The following is a 15,651-nucleotide window of genomic DNA, read 5'->3' on the forward strand; positions in this document are numbered from 1 at the left end:
AAAACAATCCTCTGTTTAAAAATTTTAAAATAAAATCTATTTTTTTATGCAAACTATTTAAATTTTACGTATATTTGCAGTCAATATAAATAATAGTTACAATGAACAGAGGAACAGTTAAATTCTTTAACGACTCAAAAGGATTCGGTTTTATTACCGAAGAAGAATCAAACAAGGAGTATTTTGTACACGCAAACGGTCTTATTGACGAAATCAGAGAGAATGATGAAGTTGTGTTTGATCTTGAAGAAGGAAGAAAAGGTTTAAATGCGGTAAATGTAAAACAGGCTTAGGCTTTTTTTAAATTACCAGTTTATAAAGATTTTCAGGCCCTGCATTAATTTGCAGGGCTTTTTTTATGGATTTTTTATAATGCTAAGTTTGTTGCATTTCTTTGATATTCCATATTTTAGGAACCTAAGGAAAGTATAATTATTTTGAAATCATCGGTATTCAGGATTATCATGTTTGCGGTCCTCGCAACAGGACTGTTATGCCCCGGTTATGCACAATCTATGAAACAAAAAGATAGCTTAAAATTCAATAATAAAATAGTTCCTGATAATATATGGCGGGAAGCCTATATTGCCCTGGCCCACTACCCGGAGTTAAAAAATACACCTATAGAATTCAAATTCAAGAAAAATATCCAGAAGTCATTTATGCAGGCTCAGCCCAGGATCACCGGGATTTTTAAAAATAAAAAAAAGCGGTCCTATTTCGTGATGATCAGTGAGAAAATAGTCATTGAAAATGAAGTCTTTGATGTGACCAGTGTGCCTTCCGATGTGCTTATTGGATGGCTGGGCCATGAACTGGGACATATTATGGATTACCGGGAACGAAGCGGGCTTAATATGCTCTGGTTTGGGTTGAAATACTTTACCTCTAAAACCTATATTCAGGAAGCTGAAAGAGTGGCAGATACCTACGCGGTGAACCACGGGATGGGAAAATATATCATCGCTACCAAAAATTTTATCCTGAACCACGCCCATCTCTCCGATGTCTATAAAACACGAATAAAGAACCTCTACCTTTCCCAGGAAGAGATCATGATGCTGATCGATGAATTAGAATAAAACGCAATTATGGAAATCGAGATCCTTGGATGCAGAGCTAAGATAAAAGCATCAGCACCAAAATATGAAAATCACAGTGGAATTCTTATTGACGGAAAACTTCTGATTGACCTGGGCCAGGAAGAATTCCTTAACCGAAACCCTGAGGCTATTCTCTTTACCCATTTTCATCCGGATCATGCCTATTTTGTTTTTAAAGAGCAAAGCTTCTGTTCTGACATTCCTCATTACGGTCCTCAACCCCATCCACTGCTTCCGAACCTGCAGCTTATTACTTCGGGAAAAGAACTTTCGGGTTTGAGGATTACCACCGTGCCTGTACTCCACGCCAAAAATCTAAAATCTTTTGGGTACCTTTTGGAAAAGCAAGGAAAACGGGTGTTTATCACCGGCGATGTTGCCTGGATCGAAAAAGCCGAGCTCAGCAAAATAGGTCAGGTCGACCTTGTTATTACCGAGGCGACCTTAATTCAAAAAGGGGGTCGGATAAACCGGAGTGGAGATACCATCTATGGTCATACTGGGATACCTGACCTGGTTCGTATTTTAAGTCCGCTGAGTTCGAAACTGGTTTTCACCCATTACGGGGACTGGTTTTATCGGGACATCGAAGAGGCTAAGGAAAAACTTCATGCCCTGGAACCCCAGGGAACTAAAATAATACCCGCTTTTGATGGTTTTAAAATCAAGGTCTAATTTTCCTTTTCAAAGAATGACCTTAGCATGCGGGCATTTTCCGGGGCACTGGCCCCAAGATCGTTGTTGAAATAGGCATAGACCTCATCGATATCTGAATGTATGATCTTCTTATACCAACTGAGGAGTTCTTCCCGGGAGTAATCATAATCGTACCACTTTTTGCCTTTTCCATGAAACCGGATATAGGCAATCTTTCCTGTCACTATCAACTCTTCCGGGAAAACCGGGCTGGAGATCGCACAAAAGACCAGGTTGTATTTGGAAAGGAGCCGGTAAACCTGATGATCAAACCAGGAGTGATGTCGAAATTCAATGACATTGGTAAAATCCGGATTAAGTAATTTACAAAAGGACTCCAGTTTTTCATCATTGCGATGAAGCCCCGGGGGTAATTGCCACAGGATACAACTTTTCTTATCCCCCAACAGGTAAGCGGCATTATAAAATTTCTCCAGGCTCTGCTCTACATCATGCAGTTTTTTCATGTGGGTAATATACCGGCTGCCCTTCAAGGTGATTTTAAAGGCATCGGGTACCGTTTCTTTCCATTTTATTAGGGTGGAATCCCGGGGAAACCGGTAAAAAGTGCTGTTGATCTCCACAGTATTAAAGATACCCGAATAATATTGCAGCCATTGTTTTTGTGGCAGCTGTTCCGGATAAAATTGTCCTTTCCATCCGCGATAATTCCAGCCTGAACAACCGATATGAACTTTCATTTTTGTTCTTTTTGACATGAAGGGCAAAAATAGGTACTCCTGCCAGAGACCTTGATCATGGCTATTTTCCCTGAGCATTTAGGGCACTGCACCCCTTCTTCGCGTGACCGGCTCAGGTAATGCGAAGGAAATTCCGATCGATCTCCTTCTTTTTTAATAGCGGTATTTAACACCTCTTTTAATGCTTTATAAAGCTTTTTTATTTCCTTTTCCGATAGTCTGGCCAGGCGGGTTTTGGGATGAATCTCCGCCTGGAAAAGCATCTCATCGGCATATACATTACCTATACCCGAAATCAGGTGCTGGTCAGTAATGGCTGATTTCACTCCGCCTTTTTTCTGGCCAAGCAATTTTTTAAATTCCTCCTCATCCAGGTCCAGGGCGTGGTTACCCAAAGAATTTTCTTTTTGAAATTCCGCTTTTCCTTCGACCAGATAAATCTTACCGAGTTTTCTAACGCATACAAAAGCTAGATGAGAGCCATCCTTAAAAGTAATCAGTAAATGGGTGTGCTGGGGAATTTCATCATGGCGGAAGTACTCGAATTTACCGGTCATCCCAAAATGAAACCCAAGACTCTTATGCTTATTAATTTCCAGGAAAAGATATTTCCCCAGTTGGCGGGCTGCCCTGAATTCCTGATGGAGAAGGGCTTTTTTAAAATCGCTGGTTGACCCCTGTAATAATTTAGTGTCGGGAAATCCCAGTTCAACGATTTCCTTATGCAGCACAGTTTCTTCCAAAAAACTTTTAAAATTGGCTATTTCAGGTAATTCAGGCATATCAAAAGGATTTAAATTATAAGCTGTTTATTTATGAAAAATTTCCATTGTTTTCATTTACAAAACGCTCCCATTGGGCAAATTTTTCTTCATTCATAACCTTTTCCATTTTCACCTGGCCTCCTTTTTTCTTATTTGCTGCATTCCATTCAGGGAACATTTCAGGATGCACCTTGCTAACCTTCACTCCTTTTAGAGCCTTGGAACGCGCTACCCGGTAATTTTTATTGGCATCTTTGAGAAATTCATCAAGGGCATCTGCAAGTTTTTCTTCGGGAATATCCGATTGAGTGCCCAGGTACCAGTGATGATGGAATTCCCCGTCAATACGAACGGCCGCCAGGGTGAATTCGGGAATTTTAATATCGAATTTGTTTTCCAGTTCCTGCACCCCGTCATTCATCTTATTAACCGATAACTGGGAGCCTACCACGTTGAGGAAGAATTTGGTTCTACCGGTAATCCTGATCTCATGACGGGAAACATCTGTGAATTTTATGGTATCCCCGATAAGATAGCGCCAGGCACCTGAAACAGTACTGATCAGTAGCACATAATCCTCATCCTCCTGGACCTCGGCCAGGGAGATCACAGGAGCCCCCTCCACCAGGGATCCGTCCTGGTTGATATATTCGGGCTTGAAAGGAACAAATTCAAAATAGATCCCATTATCCAGAATAAGCTTCATGGCATGGGTCTGAGGTCGCTCCTGGATGGCCAGAAAGCCTTCTGAAGCAAGGTAAGTATCGATCACTGTGATGGGATGAGCTAAAAGCGCATTAAAGCTTTTCTCATAGGGCTCAAAAGCTACTCCCCCGGAAGCATACACCTGGAGATTAGGCCATATATCATGGATAGTTTCCAGCTTGTTGTATTCGATGACCTTTTTCATCATCAGCTCCAGCCAGGAGGGAATTCCGCTGAGGGCCCCGATATCCCAGTGCTTAGCATTTTCTGCAATACGCTGTACCCGTTCATCCCACTGTTCAATACTGGCGATATCCTCTCCTGGTTTATAATACCCCCTGAACCAGAAAGGTATATTACTGGCACTGATACCACTTATTTCTCCTTCCTGGTGATCTCCTTCTTTCTGAAGGTCTGTAGAACTTCCCAGCATCATAATTTCCTTCTCGAAGAAATCGGGAGGCAGGTCAAAATTACTTAGGGCACTTACCTGTTTTATCCCGGCTTTCCTGATGGATTCCACCATCTCTGTGGTAACCGGAATTCTTTTACTGGACTTCCCGGTGGTCCCTGAGCTTAAAGCAAAATAGGGAGGTCTTCCAGGCCATGTGATATTTTCCGACCCCTGGTGTATTTTGTGCCACCACTCTTTTTCAAGTTTATGATAATCGAAAAAGGGGACATTTTCAGCGAATGTCTTTTTAATATCGTCAGAATCCAAAATAGCCTGGAAATTGTAATGTTTCCCGAATTCTGTATTCTTTGCCGTTTTCAATAATTTCTGAAGCACGTCCCTTTGCGCTTTTTCAGCATCAGGTTCTGGAACTAGATTATCCCTCAGATCAATAAGACTCTTAATTATAGAACCTACTATGGCCATATTGCATTAATTTACATTTGGTTAATTCTCCAAATTTCAAGATAGAAAAAAGCAAAATCAAGATTCAAAATGTTGTGGCAATTATCAATAATTTAACCTTTAATGCTGATTGAACTTCCCCCTATGCCTTTATATTTTCTGCACATTTTTCCGCGCATTTCTCCCCATCGATGGCCGCAGAGATTATTCCCCCAGCATAACCTGCCCCCTCACCACAGGGATACAAGCCTTTTATCTGTAAATGCTCGAAGGTGTAAGGATCCCTGGGAATCCTCACCGGGGATGAAGTACGCGACTCGGGGGCATGCACCACAGCCTCATTAGTCAAAAAACCCTTCATACTCTTATCGAATTCCCTGAATCCTGCCTGCAGGATTTTATGGATAAAATCCGGGAACACGGTTTCTAATGCTACGGAAGTCACTCCCGGCCTGTAAGAGGTCACCGGTAAATCCTGCGATAATTTACCCGTGGTAAAATCCCATAATCTTTGTGCTGGAACACGCTGGGTTTTCCCGGCTTCCACCCAGGCTTTTTGTTCAATCTTTCTCTGGAATTCCATAGCGGCCAGTGGATTCCTGAAGTAACCTGGAAAGTCCGAAGGTCTTAACTCAACGACAATTCCGGAATTGGCGGTAGGCTGATCCCTCTTGCTTGGTGACCAACCGTTAGTGACCACTTCCCCTGGTGCAGTCGCGCAAGGTGCAATAATTCCTCCCGGGCACATACAAAAGGAATACATCCCCCGGCCATTGACCTGTTTTACGATGCTGTAAGGGGAGGGTGGCAAAAATTCCCCTCTGGTTTCACATTTATACTGGATTTTATCGATTAGTTCCTGTGGATGTTCCACCCTTACCCCCAGGGCAAATGGTTTCAATTCTATGTTGATGTTTTTCGAATGAAGGAGCTCAAAAACATCCCTGGCAGAATGTCCGGTTGCCAGGATCAATTTTCTTGCTTTAATGCTTTCTCCACAAAGGGTTTTAATCCCAGTCACTTCATTATTGACAATAAGGATGTCGGTGAGTCTTTTATTGAAAAGCACCTCCCCGCCACAGGAAATGATTTTTTCCCTTATCCGGGCTATTATAGCAGGAAGTTTATTGGTTCCGATATGCGGATGAGCCTCGACCATAATCTCGGGAGTTGCTCCGAAGGCGACAAGCAGTTTCAGGATGCGATCCACGTCCCCCCGTTTTTTGGAACGCGTATATAATTTCCCGTCGCTATAAGTACCTGCTCCTCCTTCTCCAAAGCAATAATTTGAATCCTCATTGACAATATGGTCAATATTGAGTGTTTTCAGGTCCCTTCTTCTGCTTCTCACGTCTTTTCCCCGCTCGACAATCACAGGCTTAAGACCGGCCTCAATACATTTTAAACCAGCGAATAATCCGGCAGGACCGGCGCCAACAATGACTACCTCTTCCTTATCCCTTACATCTGGATAATCCGGTAATTCTACCTTCTCTTCCCTGTAATCTTCCCCGACAAAGACCTCCAGTTTCAAATTGACCTTAATGGCTCTCTGGCGTGCATCTATGGAACGTTTTAAGGTATGAATGTAGGAAAGCCTATCCAATGGGATTCCCATCTTATTAGCAACCACTTTCCCTAACACTTCTTTTTGGCCTGCCTGCTCAGGACTTACCTGGAGTTCGATTTGATATCTCATGCTTTATAATCTCCTGTAAAATTACACTTTAAAGCATTACCAAACAGGTCTGCGTAAAAGGCTATAAAGCAAGGGGAAAAATTGATCAAAATAGCATAGGCTATGGTAGAAATAGCTAATTTAGCCCCTTTAAACCCGGTTAAAGATAAAAAGACTGAAGCCTCAAACCTCTCAAAAAGCATTGATTGACCTGGCTCATGCCAAAATGCATTTCGGCAAATACAAAGGTTTTTACCTGAGTGATATTCCGGAATATTATCTGGTTTGGTACAGACAAAAAGGTTTTCCACAGGGAAAAACAGGAGAACAGATGCAACAGGTTTATGAATTAAAGCTAAATGGGATGGAAGGAATTCTAAGACAAATAAGAAAAAGCTATCCCAGAGGAAGATAAATTCCCGCCTGGAAGACCCTAAATATTAGGTTTAAAATTCCACGCTTTTTCTATTCTTCTTTGTATTTTAGCGCCCTGAATAAAACAACGCAACAAACACTTCACAAAATGGCCGAAACCAAGTATATTTTTGTCACTGGCGGCGTTTCTTCTTCATTGGGAAAAGGGATTATCGCAGCTTCACTGGCTAAATTACTGCAAGCGCGTGGATTTAAAACCACTATTCAGAAACTCGATCCCTACATCAATGTGGATCCGGGAACTCTTAATCCCTACGAACATGGGGAATGTTATGTTACAGAAGATGGAGCGGAAACCGATCTCGATCTAGGTCATTATGAACGTTTTTTGAATGTCAATACTTCCCAGGCCAATAATGTAACCACAGGAAGAATTTACCAAAGTGTTATCGAAAAAGAACGCCGTGGGGAATTTCTTGGAAAAACAGTACAGGTAGTACCGCATATTACCAATGAGATTAAAGAACGCATTCAATTACTGGGAAATAACGGCGATTACGATATCGTCATCACTGAAATAGGTGGTACCGTTGGTGATATTGAGTCTTTGCCTTATATCGAAGCGGTAAGACAGTTAAAATGGGAGCTTGGCGATGAAAATGCCCTGGTTATTCATCTGACCCTGGTCCCTTACCTGGCCGCAGCGGGAGAACTTAAAACAAAGCCCACCCAACACAGCGTGAAAACGCTCATGGAAAGCGGAATAAAAGCAGATATTTTGGTGTGTCGTACAGAACATGAACTCTCTGATGACATTCGTCGCAAATTGGCTATTTTCTGTAATGTGCGGCAGGAAGCTGTTATTCAGAGCATCGATGCCGATACCATATATGATGTCCCCAATATGATGTTAAAGGAGGGACTCGATACAGTCACCCTTAAAAAATTAGGACTCCCCGATGATACAACGCCTCAATTAGAACGTTGGAATGAATTTCTTAAACGTCATAAAAACCCAAAGGCAGAAGTAAATATAGGGCTCATCGGGAAATATGTAGAACTTCAGGATTCTTATAAATCCATTCTCGAAGCTTTTATCCATGCCGGAGCAGAAAATGAAGTGAAGGTCAATGTGGAAAGTATCCATTCAGAATTTATCAATGAAAATACCATTCATCATAAAATTGCTCATTTAGATGGTGTATTGGTAGCGCCGGGCTTTGGAGAACGCGGAATAGAAGGTAAAATAGACGCGGTGCGTTTTGCCCGGGAAAATAAAATTCCTTTTCTGGGAATCTGCCTGGGTATGCAAATGGCTGTCATTGAATTTGCTCGCAATGTCTTAAAATTAAAAGGCGCCAATTCTACTGAAATGGATCCTGAAACACAGCATCCGGTCATAGACATTATGGAAGAGCAGAAGGATCTGACCCATAAAGGAGGTACCATGCGCCTTGGGGCATGGGATTGTCATCTCACTGATGGTTCTCTGATCTTTCGAATCTATGGCAAAGCGGACATTAAGGAAAGACACAGGCATCGTTTCGAATATAATAATAAATACAAAGAACACCTGGAAAAGGCCGGAATGCTAAGTACCGGTATTAACCCAGACACCGGACTGGTGGAGGTGGTTGAACTAGAAGATCACCCCTGGTTTATAGGGGTGCAGTATCACCCGGAATATAAGAGCACTGTGGCAAGCCCACACCCTTTATTTGTGGATTTTATAAAAGCAGCTCACACCTATTCTAAAAAGAAAAATTCTGCCAGCCTGGCACCTAATCAATAAATGGTCAGTTTTTTGACCTAAGGCAAGTTACAGTTAAAGAAAAACATGGAAGAAAAAAAGTTTGACGTTCAATCCTTAATCGGATTTTTACTCATTGGTGGTATTTTACTGTGGATGTTGTACAACAACACCCCTACCGAAGAAGAATTAGAAGCCGAACAAAATACCGAACAGGTTGAGATCCCCGGGAATACCGATGCCAATAAACCTGAGACCCAAACCCAACCCGCAGAAATTCAGGACTCTACTGCTATGGCCCAGGCCAGGGAACAGTTGGGAGCTTTCGGATATTCGGCAGGTTTAGCCTCCGCCAGTGATCAAAGTACTACCTTCGCTAACGATGTCCTGGAGTTAAAGATAGACAACAAAGGAGGAAGTATATCCCAGGCCCGAATCCTCGATTTCAAAACCTATGATTCCATCCCGGTATACCTGATAAAAGATGGTAATGCCTCCTTCAATCTTAATTTTACCACTACAGATGGCAGGGTGCTGGACACTCAGAATCTTTATTTTGAACCTGAGGTAAGCCAAAATGGAGACAATAAAGTCCTTTCTATGAAACTTAAGGTTTCAGAGGACGAATACCTGGAATATCGTTATGTACTGAAACCCGGGGAATATATGCTGGATTTCAGCATAAGATCCCAGGGACTCAATCGCGTCTTTAATCCTAACCAGGAGATCGCCCTGGACTGGAAACTAAAAGGCTATCGACATGCCAAGAGTATATCTTACGAAAACCGGTATACCGAATTGATCTATGAGTATGATGATGGGGACGATGATTATCTGGGACAGGGAGATTTCACCGATGATCAGGAAGAAAATATCACTTATGTAGCCTTCAAACAACATTTCTTCACTTCTATCCTGCTTACCGACACCCCATTTAAGCGCGGGAATTTCACCTCGGAAAACCTGGTACAGGATGAGGAAGTAGATACCGTATTTACCAAGGCCTTTACCGCCAGTATGCCTCTTGAACTTAACGGGGGAGAGCTTAATTATAATATGAACTGGTATTACGGGCCATCCGATTATAAGATCCTAAATAACTACGATCGCAATCTTGATGAAATCGTACCTCTGGGATGGGGAATTTTTGGCTGGATAAACCAGTATATTTTCATCCCGTTTTTCAGCTTTCTAAGCGGGGTATTGCCAAGTTACGGAATTGCGATTATCGTAATGACCATTGTGGTGAGGATAGTACTTTCTCCGGTGACTTATAAATCATACCTATCTCAGGCAAAGATGAAGGTATTACGACCAGAGATCAACGAGCTTAATGAGAAGTACAAGGATAATCCGATGAAAAAGCAGCAGGAAACCATGAAGCTGTACAGCAAGGCCGGGGCCAGTCCCATGAGTGGTTGTTTGCCAGCATTGATGCAGATCCCGGTTTTCTATGCCTTGTTCCAGTTTTTCCCCAGCGCATTTCAACTTAGGCATAAAGGGTTCCTCTGGGCTGATGATCTTTCCAGTTATGACACCATAGCTCAGTTGCCTTTTACCATTCCGTTTTATGGGGATCACGTTAGTTTATTTCCAATTCTGGCCTCCATCGCGATCTTCATCTATATGATGATGACCACCGGTCAGAGTATGGCGCAAACCCAGCAGCCTGGAATGCCTAATATGAAGTTCATTATGTATCTGTCTCCGTTGCTGATGTTGTTCTTTTTTAATAACTATGCCAGTGGCCTTTCGCTATACTACTTCACCTCTAACTTAATTACCATTGGAATTATGTTGGTGATCAAATACGTGATCATAGATGAAGATAAGATCCATGCCAAGATTCAGGAGAACAAAAAGAAGCCTAAAAAGCAAAACAGGTTTACCAGAAAAATGCAGGAGATGATGGAGCAGGCTGAACAACAACAAAAACAAAAAGGGAAAAAGTAATTAAGAATTTTTCCTCTTAAAAATACAAGCCCCTGCCAATGGCAGGGGCTTTTCATTTTAAAAAAAGATAGCAATTCCAGTTATGGTAGGATGACAGTATCCAGAACATGAATAACACCATTATTTGCCTGGACATCGGCAGTTACTACAGTGGAAATCCTATCCCTGGCGTCGGTAAGGGTAACGGCATCCCCAAGGTTCACTGTAAAGGATTCCCCGTTTAAGGTCTCTACCACCATCCCGTCAGTAAGATCTCCAGAGCGCACATTGCTTTCTGTCACCACATGATAGGTCAATACCGCGGATAAGGTTTCCGTTGGTATATCTTCTAAACTATCCATTTCCAATTCATCCAACAGGGCCACAAAGGCATCATTGGTAGGGGCAAAAACGGTGAAGGGTGCCGGGGCCTCGGTCATATTCAAAGTCTCGACAAAAGTGAATTCTTCCTCCCGGGTAAGAGCCTGAACAAGAATTTCAAACTTAGGATCGGCTGTTGCGAAATCGACCACATCGGGCAAACCAATCACGGCATTGACAGCATGAATAACACCATTATCTACTTCAATATCGGCATTGGTCACCTCAGCCATTCCGTTGATCACTACCCCATCCTCGGTATTGATGTACATACTCAGGGCTTCTTCCGAAGCCATCCCGGTGGCCATACTGCTTATATAACCAGTAGAAAGATCAGAGGAGGTTATTACTCCAGCCTGTACATGGTTTAGAAGGACCTCTCTTAACAGGTCCTCGGGTACCTCATCCAGACTTTCAAAACCATTGGCTGATAAAAAAGCATTAAAGGCAGCATTATTAGGTGCAAAAACCGTGTAATTGTCAGACCCGCTCAGGGTTGCGGTCAGACCTGCAACATCCAAGGCAGCAGCAAGAGAGGAATAACTATCGTTACCCGCTACAAAATCGGCAATACTGTTGGAGGGGGCGATAATATCTCCTGCCTCATCATCATCACTGCACGATACAAACCCCGTCACCAAAAAGGCGATAAGAGCAAATTTTGAAATTTTTGAAATAAAAGTCATCTTTTTATGTTTAAGTTTAATTTATAAGGTAAAAGTACGGCAGAACAGAACATTGTCTTGTTTAATATTTGTTAATTATGTTTAAACACAAGTTAAAGTATTTATTATTAGTGATTTTCCTTCAGGGCTATGCCCAGGAGAAGATAAATCAGACCGATCAACAGGGTCGACGCCACGGCCTCTGGAAGGTCAATTTTGAAGGGACTGATCAGCTAAAATTTAAGGGAACTTTTGAGCACGGAAAAGAAACCGGAAAATTTAAGTTCTACAAAAAAGGAATTCAGAACCATCCCACGGCAATTATGGAATTCCAAAATGGCTCCACAGCTCAAGCTACCTATTATACCCAGGAGGGAAAACCGATAAGCAAGGGCCGCCTAATTAACAGGAAAAGAGCGGGAACCTGGGTGTATTTCCACAATAGATCAGAGGATACCATGATGGTGGAAACCTATGCTGAAGGCCGGTTGAATGGTCTCCAGATTACGTATTTCCCTAATGGGGTCATCGCCGAAAAGACCGAATATAAAAACGGGAAAAAGCATGGTGAAAGTTTGATCTATGGCAAAAATGGACAGCCCCTTCAGCATTTAAATTATGAAAATGGCGAGCTCCACGGTAAGGCAATCTACTACAATGCAACCGGGGACACCCTTATTAAAGGCCAATACAAGAAAGATCAAAAAACGGGGAATTGGCGCTATTTTAAAGAGGGAAATTTCGAAGACGAAAAAACCCATTGATCTCAAAAAATCCTATATTTATACAACTAAACTCAAAATGTTATGAAAAAATTAATTGCTTTATTAAGTGTTTTTATCCTGATAACTGCCTGTAGCAGTGATGATGACAACAACAATGGAGAGGACCCGATCCTGGGCACCTGGTATGTGATAGAATTGGAGAACTCTTTTAGCGACGATGAATTAAGTGAATGTAATCTTAATTCCAATATCACTTTCCATGCAGACCAAACAGCAGACTCTGAATTCTACGAGAATGTAGATGGGGAATGTGTCATGGAGGCTGATACGGCAGGATGGGAAAGAAATTCCGACGGCCAGTACACTTTCGAGTTACCATTCTTTGGAAGACAAACAGGAGATGTGGAATTTATAGGAAGTACCCAGTTCAAATTCTCTGTACCTTCCATGCCGGGAGTGAGCCTTACCTTTGAAAAATAATTCTGCAATATTGATCTTAAAGGGTGGTACAGACCACCCTTTTTTTTTGATCATACAATTGGAAAGCTTTATTCTTACCCTATTCTTTATAGCTAATATTTCGTAATTTTGCAGCCTGCTTTCCGACTTTTTCTTCGGAAAGAAACCAAAACGAGTTTAATGAAAAAGAAAGTTGTAGTCGGATTATCCGGAGGAGTGGATTCCAGTGTTGCCGCATACCTTTTGCAACAGCAGGGCTATGAGGTAATCGGGCTTTTTATGAAGAACTGGCACGATGATACGGTCACCATTTCCGATGAGTGCCCCTGGCTGGACGACAGCAACGATGCGATGATGGTCGCTGAGAAACTGGGGCTCCCTTTCCAAACAGTTGATCTTAGCCAGGAGTATAAAGAGCGTATCGTTGATTATATGTTTAACGAATACGAAAAAGGACGTACTCCCAATCCCGATGTACTTTGTAACCGAGAGATTAAGTTTGACGTCTTTATGAAAATTGCCCTCTCCCTGGGTGCCGATTATGTGGCTACCGGACATTACTGTCGTAAAGGAGAAATAAAAAAAGAGGGGAATACCATCTATCAATTACTCTCAGGTAGGGACGCTAATAAAGACCAGTCTTATTTTCTTTGCCAGCTTACCCAGGAGCAACTTTCCAAAACGCTTTTCCCGATCGGGGAGTTACAGAAATCTGAAGTGCGAAAGATTGCTGCAGATCAGGACCTGATAACCGCCAATAAAAAGGATTCGCAGGGTCTGTGTTTTATAGGAAAAGTTCGCCTTCCGGAATTCTTACAACAGAAGCTTCAGCCCAAAGAGGGGGTAATCGTGGAAATAGAGGCGGATAAGGAGTTATATAACATTGACACTCCGGAATTTTCCAACAAACAGGAAGAGTTAGATTTCCTTTCCCGAAAGTATGAATATACCTCCAGTGATGGAAAGGTCGTTGGTAAACACCAGGGTGCTCACTATTTCACCAAAGGTCAGCGAAAAGGTCTTGCCGTAGGCGGGACTCCGGAACCTCTCTTTGTGATAGACACTGATGTTGACAACAACGTGATCTATACCGGGCAGGGCAAAAATCATCCCGGGATATACAGGAAAGCCTTATTTATAAACAATGATGAGATTCATTGGGTGCGGAAGGATCTTACTCTAAATCCCGATCAAAGCCTGCAGGTCATGGCAAGAATACGTTACCGTCAGCCCCTGCAGCAAGCAAGGCTTTATCAGACCGAAAACGGAATGTATGTAGTTTTCCAGGAGCCCCAGGCTTCCATTACGGAAGGTCAATTTGTGGCCTGGTATAATGAGGATGAATTATTAGGTTCCGGGGTTATTTCTTAAATTCGGGGAAAATTAAGCAATGCCTGAAAACAAAATTACCTCGCTTTTCAATATTAAATACCCGCTTATTCAGGCGGGAATGATTTGGGCTAGCGGCTGGCGTCTTGCCAGCGCTGTAAGCAATGCAGGAGGTCTTGGTATCATTGGCTCGGGATCCATGTATCCCGAAGTGTTAAGGGAACACATTGAGAAATGTAAAAAAGCCACCGATAAACCTTTTGCAGTCAATGTCCCTATGCTCTATCCCGACATCGAAAAACTCATGGAGATTATCGTTGAAGGAGGTGTAGAAATTGTCTTTACTTCTGCCGGTAACCCGAAAGTTTGGACTAAACATTTACAGGAAAATAACATTAAGGTGGTTCATGTGGTGAGTAGCGTTAAATTCGCCCTGAAATCGGAAGAGGCTGGTGTGGACGCTGTAGTTGCCGAAGGTTTTGAAGCTGGAGGGCATAACGGTCGGGATGAGACTACTACCTTTACACTGATCCCCATGGTAAAGGAAAAATTAAAGATCCCCATTATCGCCGCGGGTGGTATCGGTACGGGAAGGGGAATGTTGGCAGCCATGGTTCTTGGTGCTGACGCCGTGCAGGTTGGAAGTCGTTTTGTGGCCTCCCATGAAGCTTCTTCCCATCCCAACTTTAAGGACATGGTGGTAAAAGCTGGTGAAGGCGATACCATTTTAACCCTCAAGGAACTTGCACCTGTAAGACTGCTGAAGAACAAATTCTATCAGGACATCGAACGAATGTACCGAAGTTCCCCCAGCAAAGAAGATCTAATCAGCTTGCTGGGCAGAGCCAGGGCAAAAAAAGGAATGTTTGAAGGTGACCTGGAAGAAGGGGAATTGGAAATAGGCCAGGTAGCTGGACTTATACATGAGATACAACCTGCGGCGGAGATTGTAAGGACCATGATTGAAGAATTTGAATCAGCCAAAGCGCAGGTTGCACAGCTTTAATCCCGGTAAGCTTTTAGTTTATTCAATTCTTCTTTTACCAAAATTCTCCAATGGGCTTCCGCCTTTTTATTGGTGCTGTGGTTGGTTTGGGTATCAAAGAGCTCCTGCATCCTTTGCCGGTCTTTTTCGATTCTTTCATATAGCCGATTCAAATCCCGTCTGATATTTCTCCCAATTGCATACTCCTCTATGGCTTTGCGTAGTTTGCGGGCGTGGAGCTCCGATATGTCAAAATGAAGCTGCTCATGCCCCAGAAGATCTTCCTTCTTTTCATTAGCTTTTACCCAGGAAAGCCCAGGAAAAAAATTAGTAACCACCTCATATTCCAAAACGGGCTGCCCCTGATTGGTGCTATAACTCCAGGAAAAAGAAATTCCGGAATTGGTATTGGCCTGGTAGGCCAGAGCTTGCTCTGGAATACCTTTAAAATCCGTCCAGACAAGTTTTCGCCCTTCTTCCCATTGAATCTTTTCCATCTCTTGTGAAGATGAATTAACAAAGATCAGCATAAAAAAAAGGAAGC

General features: G+C 42.6%; 16 protein-coding genes. 10 read left to right on the forward strand and 6 right to left on the reverse strand.

The annotated features are described in order from the left end of the window. Positions 1-101 precede the first annotated feature (101 nt). The 3 genes from ACW6NC_RS07095 to ACW6NC_RS07105 all read left to right on the forward strand — a co-directional run bounded on the left by ACW6NC_RS07095 (position 102) and on the right by ACW6NC_RS07105 (position 1,778). Positions 102-293, forward strand: coding sequence for a cold-shock protein (locus tag ACW6NC_RS07095; protein WP_081212097.1), 192 nt, complete (start codon positions 102-104; stop codon positions 291-293). 222 nt (positions 294-515) lie between these two features. Continuing rightward, positions 516-1,082: a hypothetical protein gene (locus ACW6NC_RS07100; RefSeq protein WP_457864743.1), complete on the forward strand. Its 567-nt coding sequence runs from the start codon at positions 516-518 to the stop codon at positions 1,080-1,082. Positions 1,083-1,091: 9 nt separating this feature from the next. Beyond that, positions 1,092-1,778, forward strand: coding sequence for an MBL fold metallo-hydrolase (locus ACW6NC_RS07105; protein ID WP_457864745.1), 687 nt, complete (start codon positions 1,092-1,094; stop codon positions 1,776-1,778). On the opposite strand, the gene ACW6NC_RS07110 is transcribed toward ACW6NC_RS07105, so the two are convergent. From ACW6NC_RS07110 to ACW6NC_RS07125, 4 genes are all read right to left on the reverse strand, one after another. Continuing rightward, on the reverse strand, positions 1,775-2,500 hold the full coding sequence (locus ACW6NC_RS07110) for a DUF72 domain-containing protein (protein ID WP_457864747.1): 726 nt from the start codon (positions 2,498-2,500) through the stop codon (positions 1,775-1,777). The genes ACW6NC_RS07105 and ACW6NC_RS07110 overlap by 4 nt on opposite strands. After that, complete coding sequence (locus ACW6NC_RS07115; protein ID WP_457864749.1) at positions 2,497-3,282, reverse strand: Fpg/Nei family DNA glycosylase; 786 nt, start codon at positions 3,280-3,282, stop codon at positions 2,497-2,499. The genes ACW6NC_RS07110 and ACW6NC_RS07115 overlap by 4 nt, the downstream gene beginning before the upstream one ends. Positions 3,283-3,313: 31 nt before the next feature. Beyond that, the gene (locus tag ACW6NC_RS07120) at positions 3,314-4,849 is read right to left on the reverse strand and encodes a GH3 family domain-containing protein (protein ID WP_457864751.1); all 1,536 of its coding nucleotides are present in this window, start codon (positions 4,847-4,849) and stop codon (positions 3,314-3,316) included. Positions 4,850-4,970: 121 nt separating this feature from the next. Further along, complete coding sequence (locus ACW6NC_RS07125; RefSeq protein ID WP_457864753.1) at positions 4,971-6,527, reverse strand: NAD(P)/FAD-dependent oxidoreductase; 1,557 nt, start codon at positions 6,525-6,527, stop codon at positions 4,971-4,973. Between the two features lie 181 nt (positions 6,528-6,708). Here ACW6NC_RS07125 and ACW6NC_RS07130 point away from each other — a divergent pair, with 181 nt between their 5' ends. The 3 genes from ACW6NC_RS07130 to yidC all read left to right on the forward strand — a co-directional run bounded on the left by ACW6NC_RS07130 (position 6,709) and on the right by yidC (position 10,584). Then, a complete protein-coding gene (locus tag ACW6NC_RS07130) occupies positions 6,709-6,921 on the forward strand; it encodes a DUF3820 family protein (RefSeq protein ID WP_457864755.1) in 213 nt (70 codons plus the stop codon). Positions 6,922-7,029: 108 nt separating this feature from the next. Then, positions 7,030-8,673: a CTP synthase gene (locus ACW6NC_RS07135; protein WP_457864757.1), complete on the forward strand. Its 1,644-nt coding sequence runs from the start codon at positions 7,030-7,032 to the stop codon at positions 8,671-8,673. A gap of 45 nt (positions 8,674-8,718) precedes the next feature. Next, positions 8,719-10,584, forward strand: coding sequence for a membrane protein insertase YidC (gene yidC, locus ACW6NC_RS07140; protein WP_457864759.1), 1,866 nt, complete (start codon positions 8,719-8,721; stop codon positions 10,582-10,584). A gap of 80 nt (positions 10,585-10,664) precedes the next feature. On the opposite strand, the gene ACW6NC_RS07145 is transcribed toward yidC, so the two are convergent. Then, a complete protein-coding gene (locus ACW6NC_RS07145; RefSeq protein WP_457864761.1) occupies positions 10,665-11,630 on the reverse strand; it encodes a fasciclin domain-containing protein in 966 nt (321 codons plus the stop codon). Positions 11,631-11,707: 77 nt separating this feature from the next. Here ACW6NC_RS07145 and ACW6NC_RS07150 point away from each other — a divergent pair, with 77 nt between their 5' ends. The 4 genes from ACW6NC_RS07150 to ACW6NC_RS07165 all read left to right on the forward strand — a co-directional run bounded on the left by ACW6NC_RS07150 (position 11,708) and on the right by ACW6NC_RS07165 (position 15,128). Then, positions 11,708-12,373: a toxin-antitoxin system YwqK family antitoxin gene (locus ACW6NC_RS07150; protein WP_457864763.1), complete on the forward strand. Its 666-nt coding sequence runs from the start codon at positions 11,708-11,710 to the stop codon at positions 12,371-12,373. Positions 12,374-12,415: 42 nt separating this feature from the next. Then, entirely contained in the window at positions 12,416-12,814 is a 399-nt protein-coding gene (locus ACW6NC_RS07155; protein ID WP_457864765.1) for a lipocalin family protein, read from the forward strand. 108 nt (positions 12,815-12,922) lie between these two features. Continuing rightward, on the forward strand, positions 12,923-14,164 hold the full coding sequence (mnmA, locus tag ACW6NC_RS07160; RefSeq protein WP_457864767.1) for a tRNA 2-thiouridine(34) synthase MnmA: 1,242 nt from the start codon (positions 12,923-12,925) through the stop codon (positions 14,162-14,164). A gap of 19 nt (positions 14,165-14,183) precedes the next feature. Then, entirely contained in the window at positions 14,184-15,128 is a 945-nt protein-coding gene (locus tag ACW6NC_RS07165) for an NAD(P)H-dependent flavin oxidoreductase (protein ID WP_457864769.1), read from the forward strand. Here the strand turns inward: ACW6NC_RS07165 and ACW6NC_RS07170 are convergent. Continuing rightward, positions 15,125-15,604, reverse strand: coding sequence for a DUF922 domain-containing protein (locus ACW6NC_RS07170; protein WP_457864771.1), 480 nt, complete (start codon positions 15,602-15,604; stop codon positions 15,125-15,127). The genes ACW6NC_RS07165 and ACW6NC_RS07170 overlap by 4 nt on opposite strands. Between the last annotated feature and the right edge of the window lie 47 nt (positions 15,605-15,651).

This window comes from Salegentibacter profundi, from assembly GCF_054121475.1.

Excerpts from the sequence above, each read along its gene's own strand:
- ACW6NC_RS07170 (WP_457864771.1), bottom strand. The coding sequence starts at position 15,604 with ATGGAAAAGATTCAATGGGAAGAAGGGCGAAAACTTGTCTGGACGGAT.
- ACW6NC_RS07095 (WP_081212097.1), top strand. The coding sequence starts at position 102 with ATGAACAGAGGAACAGTTAAATTCTTTAACGACTCAAAAGGATTCGGT.
- ACW6NC_RS07125 (WP_457864753.1), bottom strand. The coding sequence starts at position 6,527 with ATGAGATATCAAATCGAACTCCAGGTAAGTCCTGAGCAGGCAGGCCAA.
- ACW6NC_RS07105 (WP_457864745.1), top strand. The coding sequence starts at position 1,092 with ATGGAAATCGAGATCCTTGGATGCAGAGCTAAGATAAAAGCATCAGCA.
- ACW6NC_RS07120 (WP_457864751.1), bottom strand. The coding sequence starts at position 4,849 with ATGGCCATAGTAGGTTCTATAATTAAGAGTCTTATTGATCTGAGGGAT.
- ACW6NC_RS07115 (WP_457864749.1), bottom strand. The coding sequence starts at position 3,282 with ATGCCTGAATTACCTGAAATAGCCAATTTTAAAAGTTTTTTGGAAGAA.
- ACW6NC_RS07155 (WP_457864765.1), top strand. The coding sequence starts at position 12,416 with ATGAAAAAATTAATTGCTTTATTAAGTGTTTTTATCCTGATAACTGCC.
- yidC (WP_457864759.1), top strand. The coding sequence starts at position 8,719 with ATGGAAGAAAAAAAGTTTGACGTTCAATCCTTAATCGGATTTTTACTC.
- ACW6NC_RS07150 (WP_457864763.1), top strand. The coding sequence starts at position 11,708 with ATGTTTAAACACAAGTTAAAGTATTTATTATTAGTGATTTTCCTTCAG.
- ACW6NC_RS07145 (WP_457864761.1), bottom strand. The coding sequence starts at position 11,630 with ATGACTTTTATTTCAAAAATTTCAAAATTTGCTCTTATCGCCTTTTTG.
- ACW6NC_RS07165 (WP_457864769.1), top strand. The coding sequence starts at position 14,184 with ATGCCTGAAAACAAAATTACCTCGCTTTTCAATATTAAATACCCGCTT.
- ACW6NC_RS07135 (WP_457864757.1), top strand. The coding sequence starts at position 7,030 with ATGGCCGAAACCAAGTATATTTTTGTCACTGGCGGCGTTTCTTCTTCA.
- ACW6NC_RS07100 (WP_457864743.1), top strand. The coding sequence starts at position 516 with ATGAAACAAAAAGATAGCTTAAAATTCAATAATAAAATAGTTCCTGAT.
- ACW6NC_RS07110 (WP_457864747.1), bottom strand. The coding sequence starts at position 2,500 with ATGAAAGTTCATATCGGTTGTTCAGGCTGGAATTATCGCGGATGGAAA.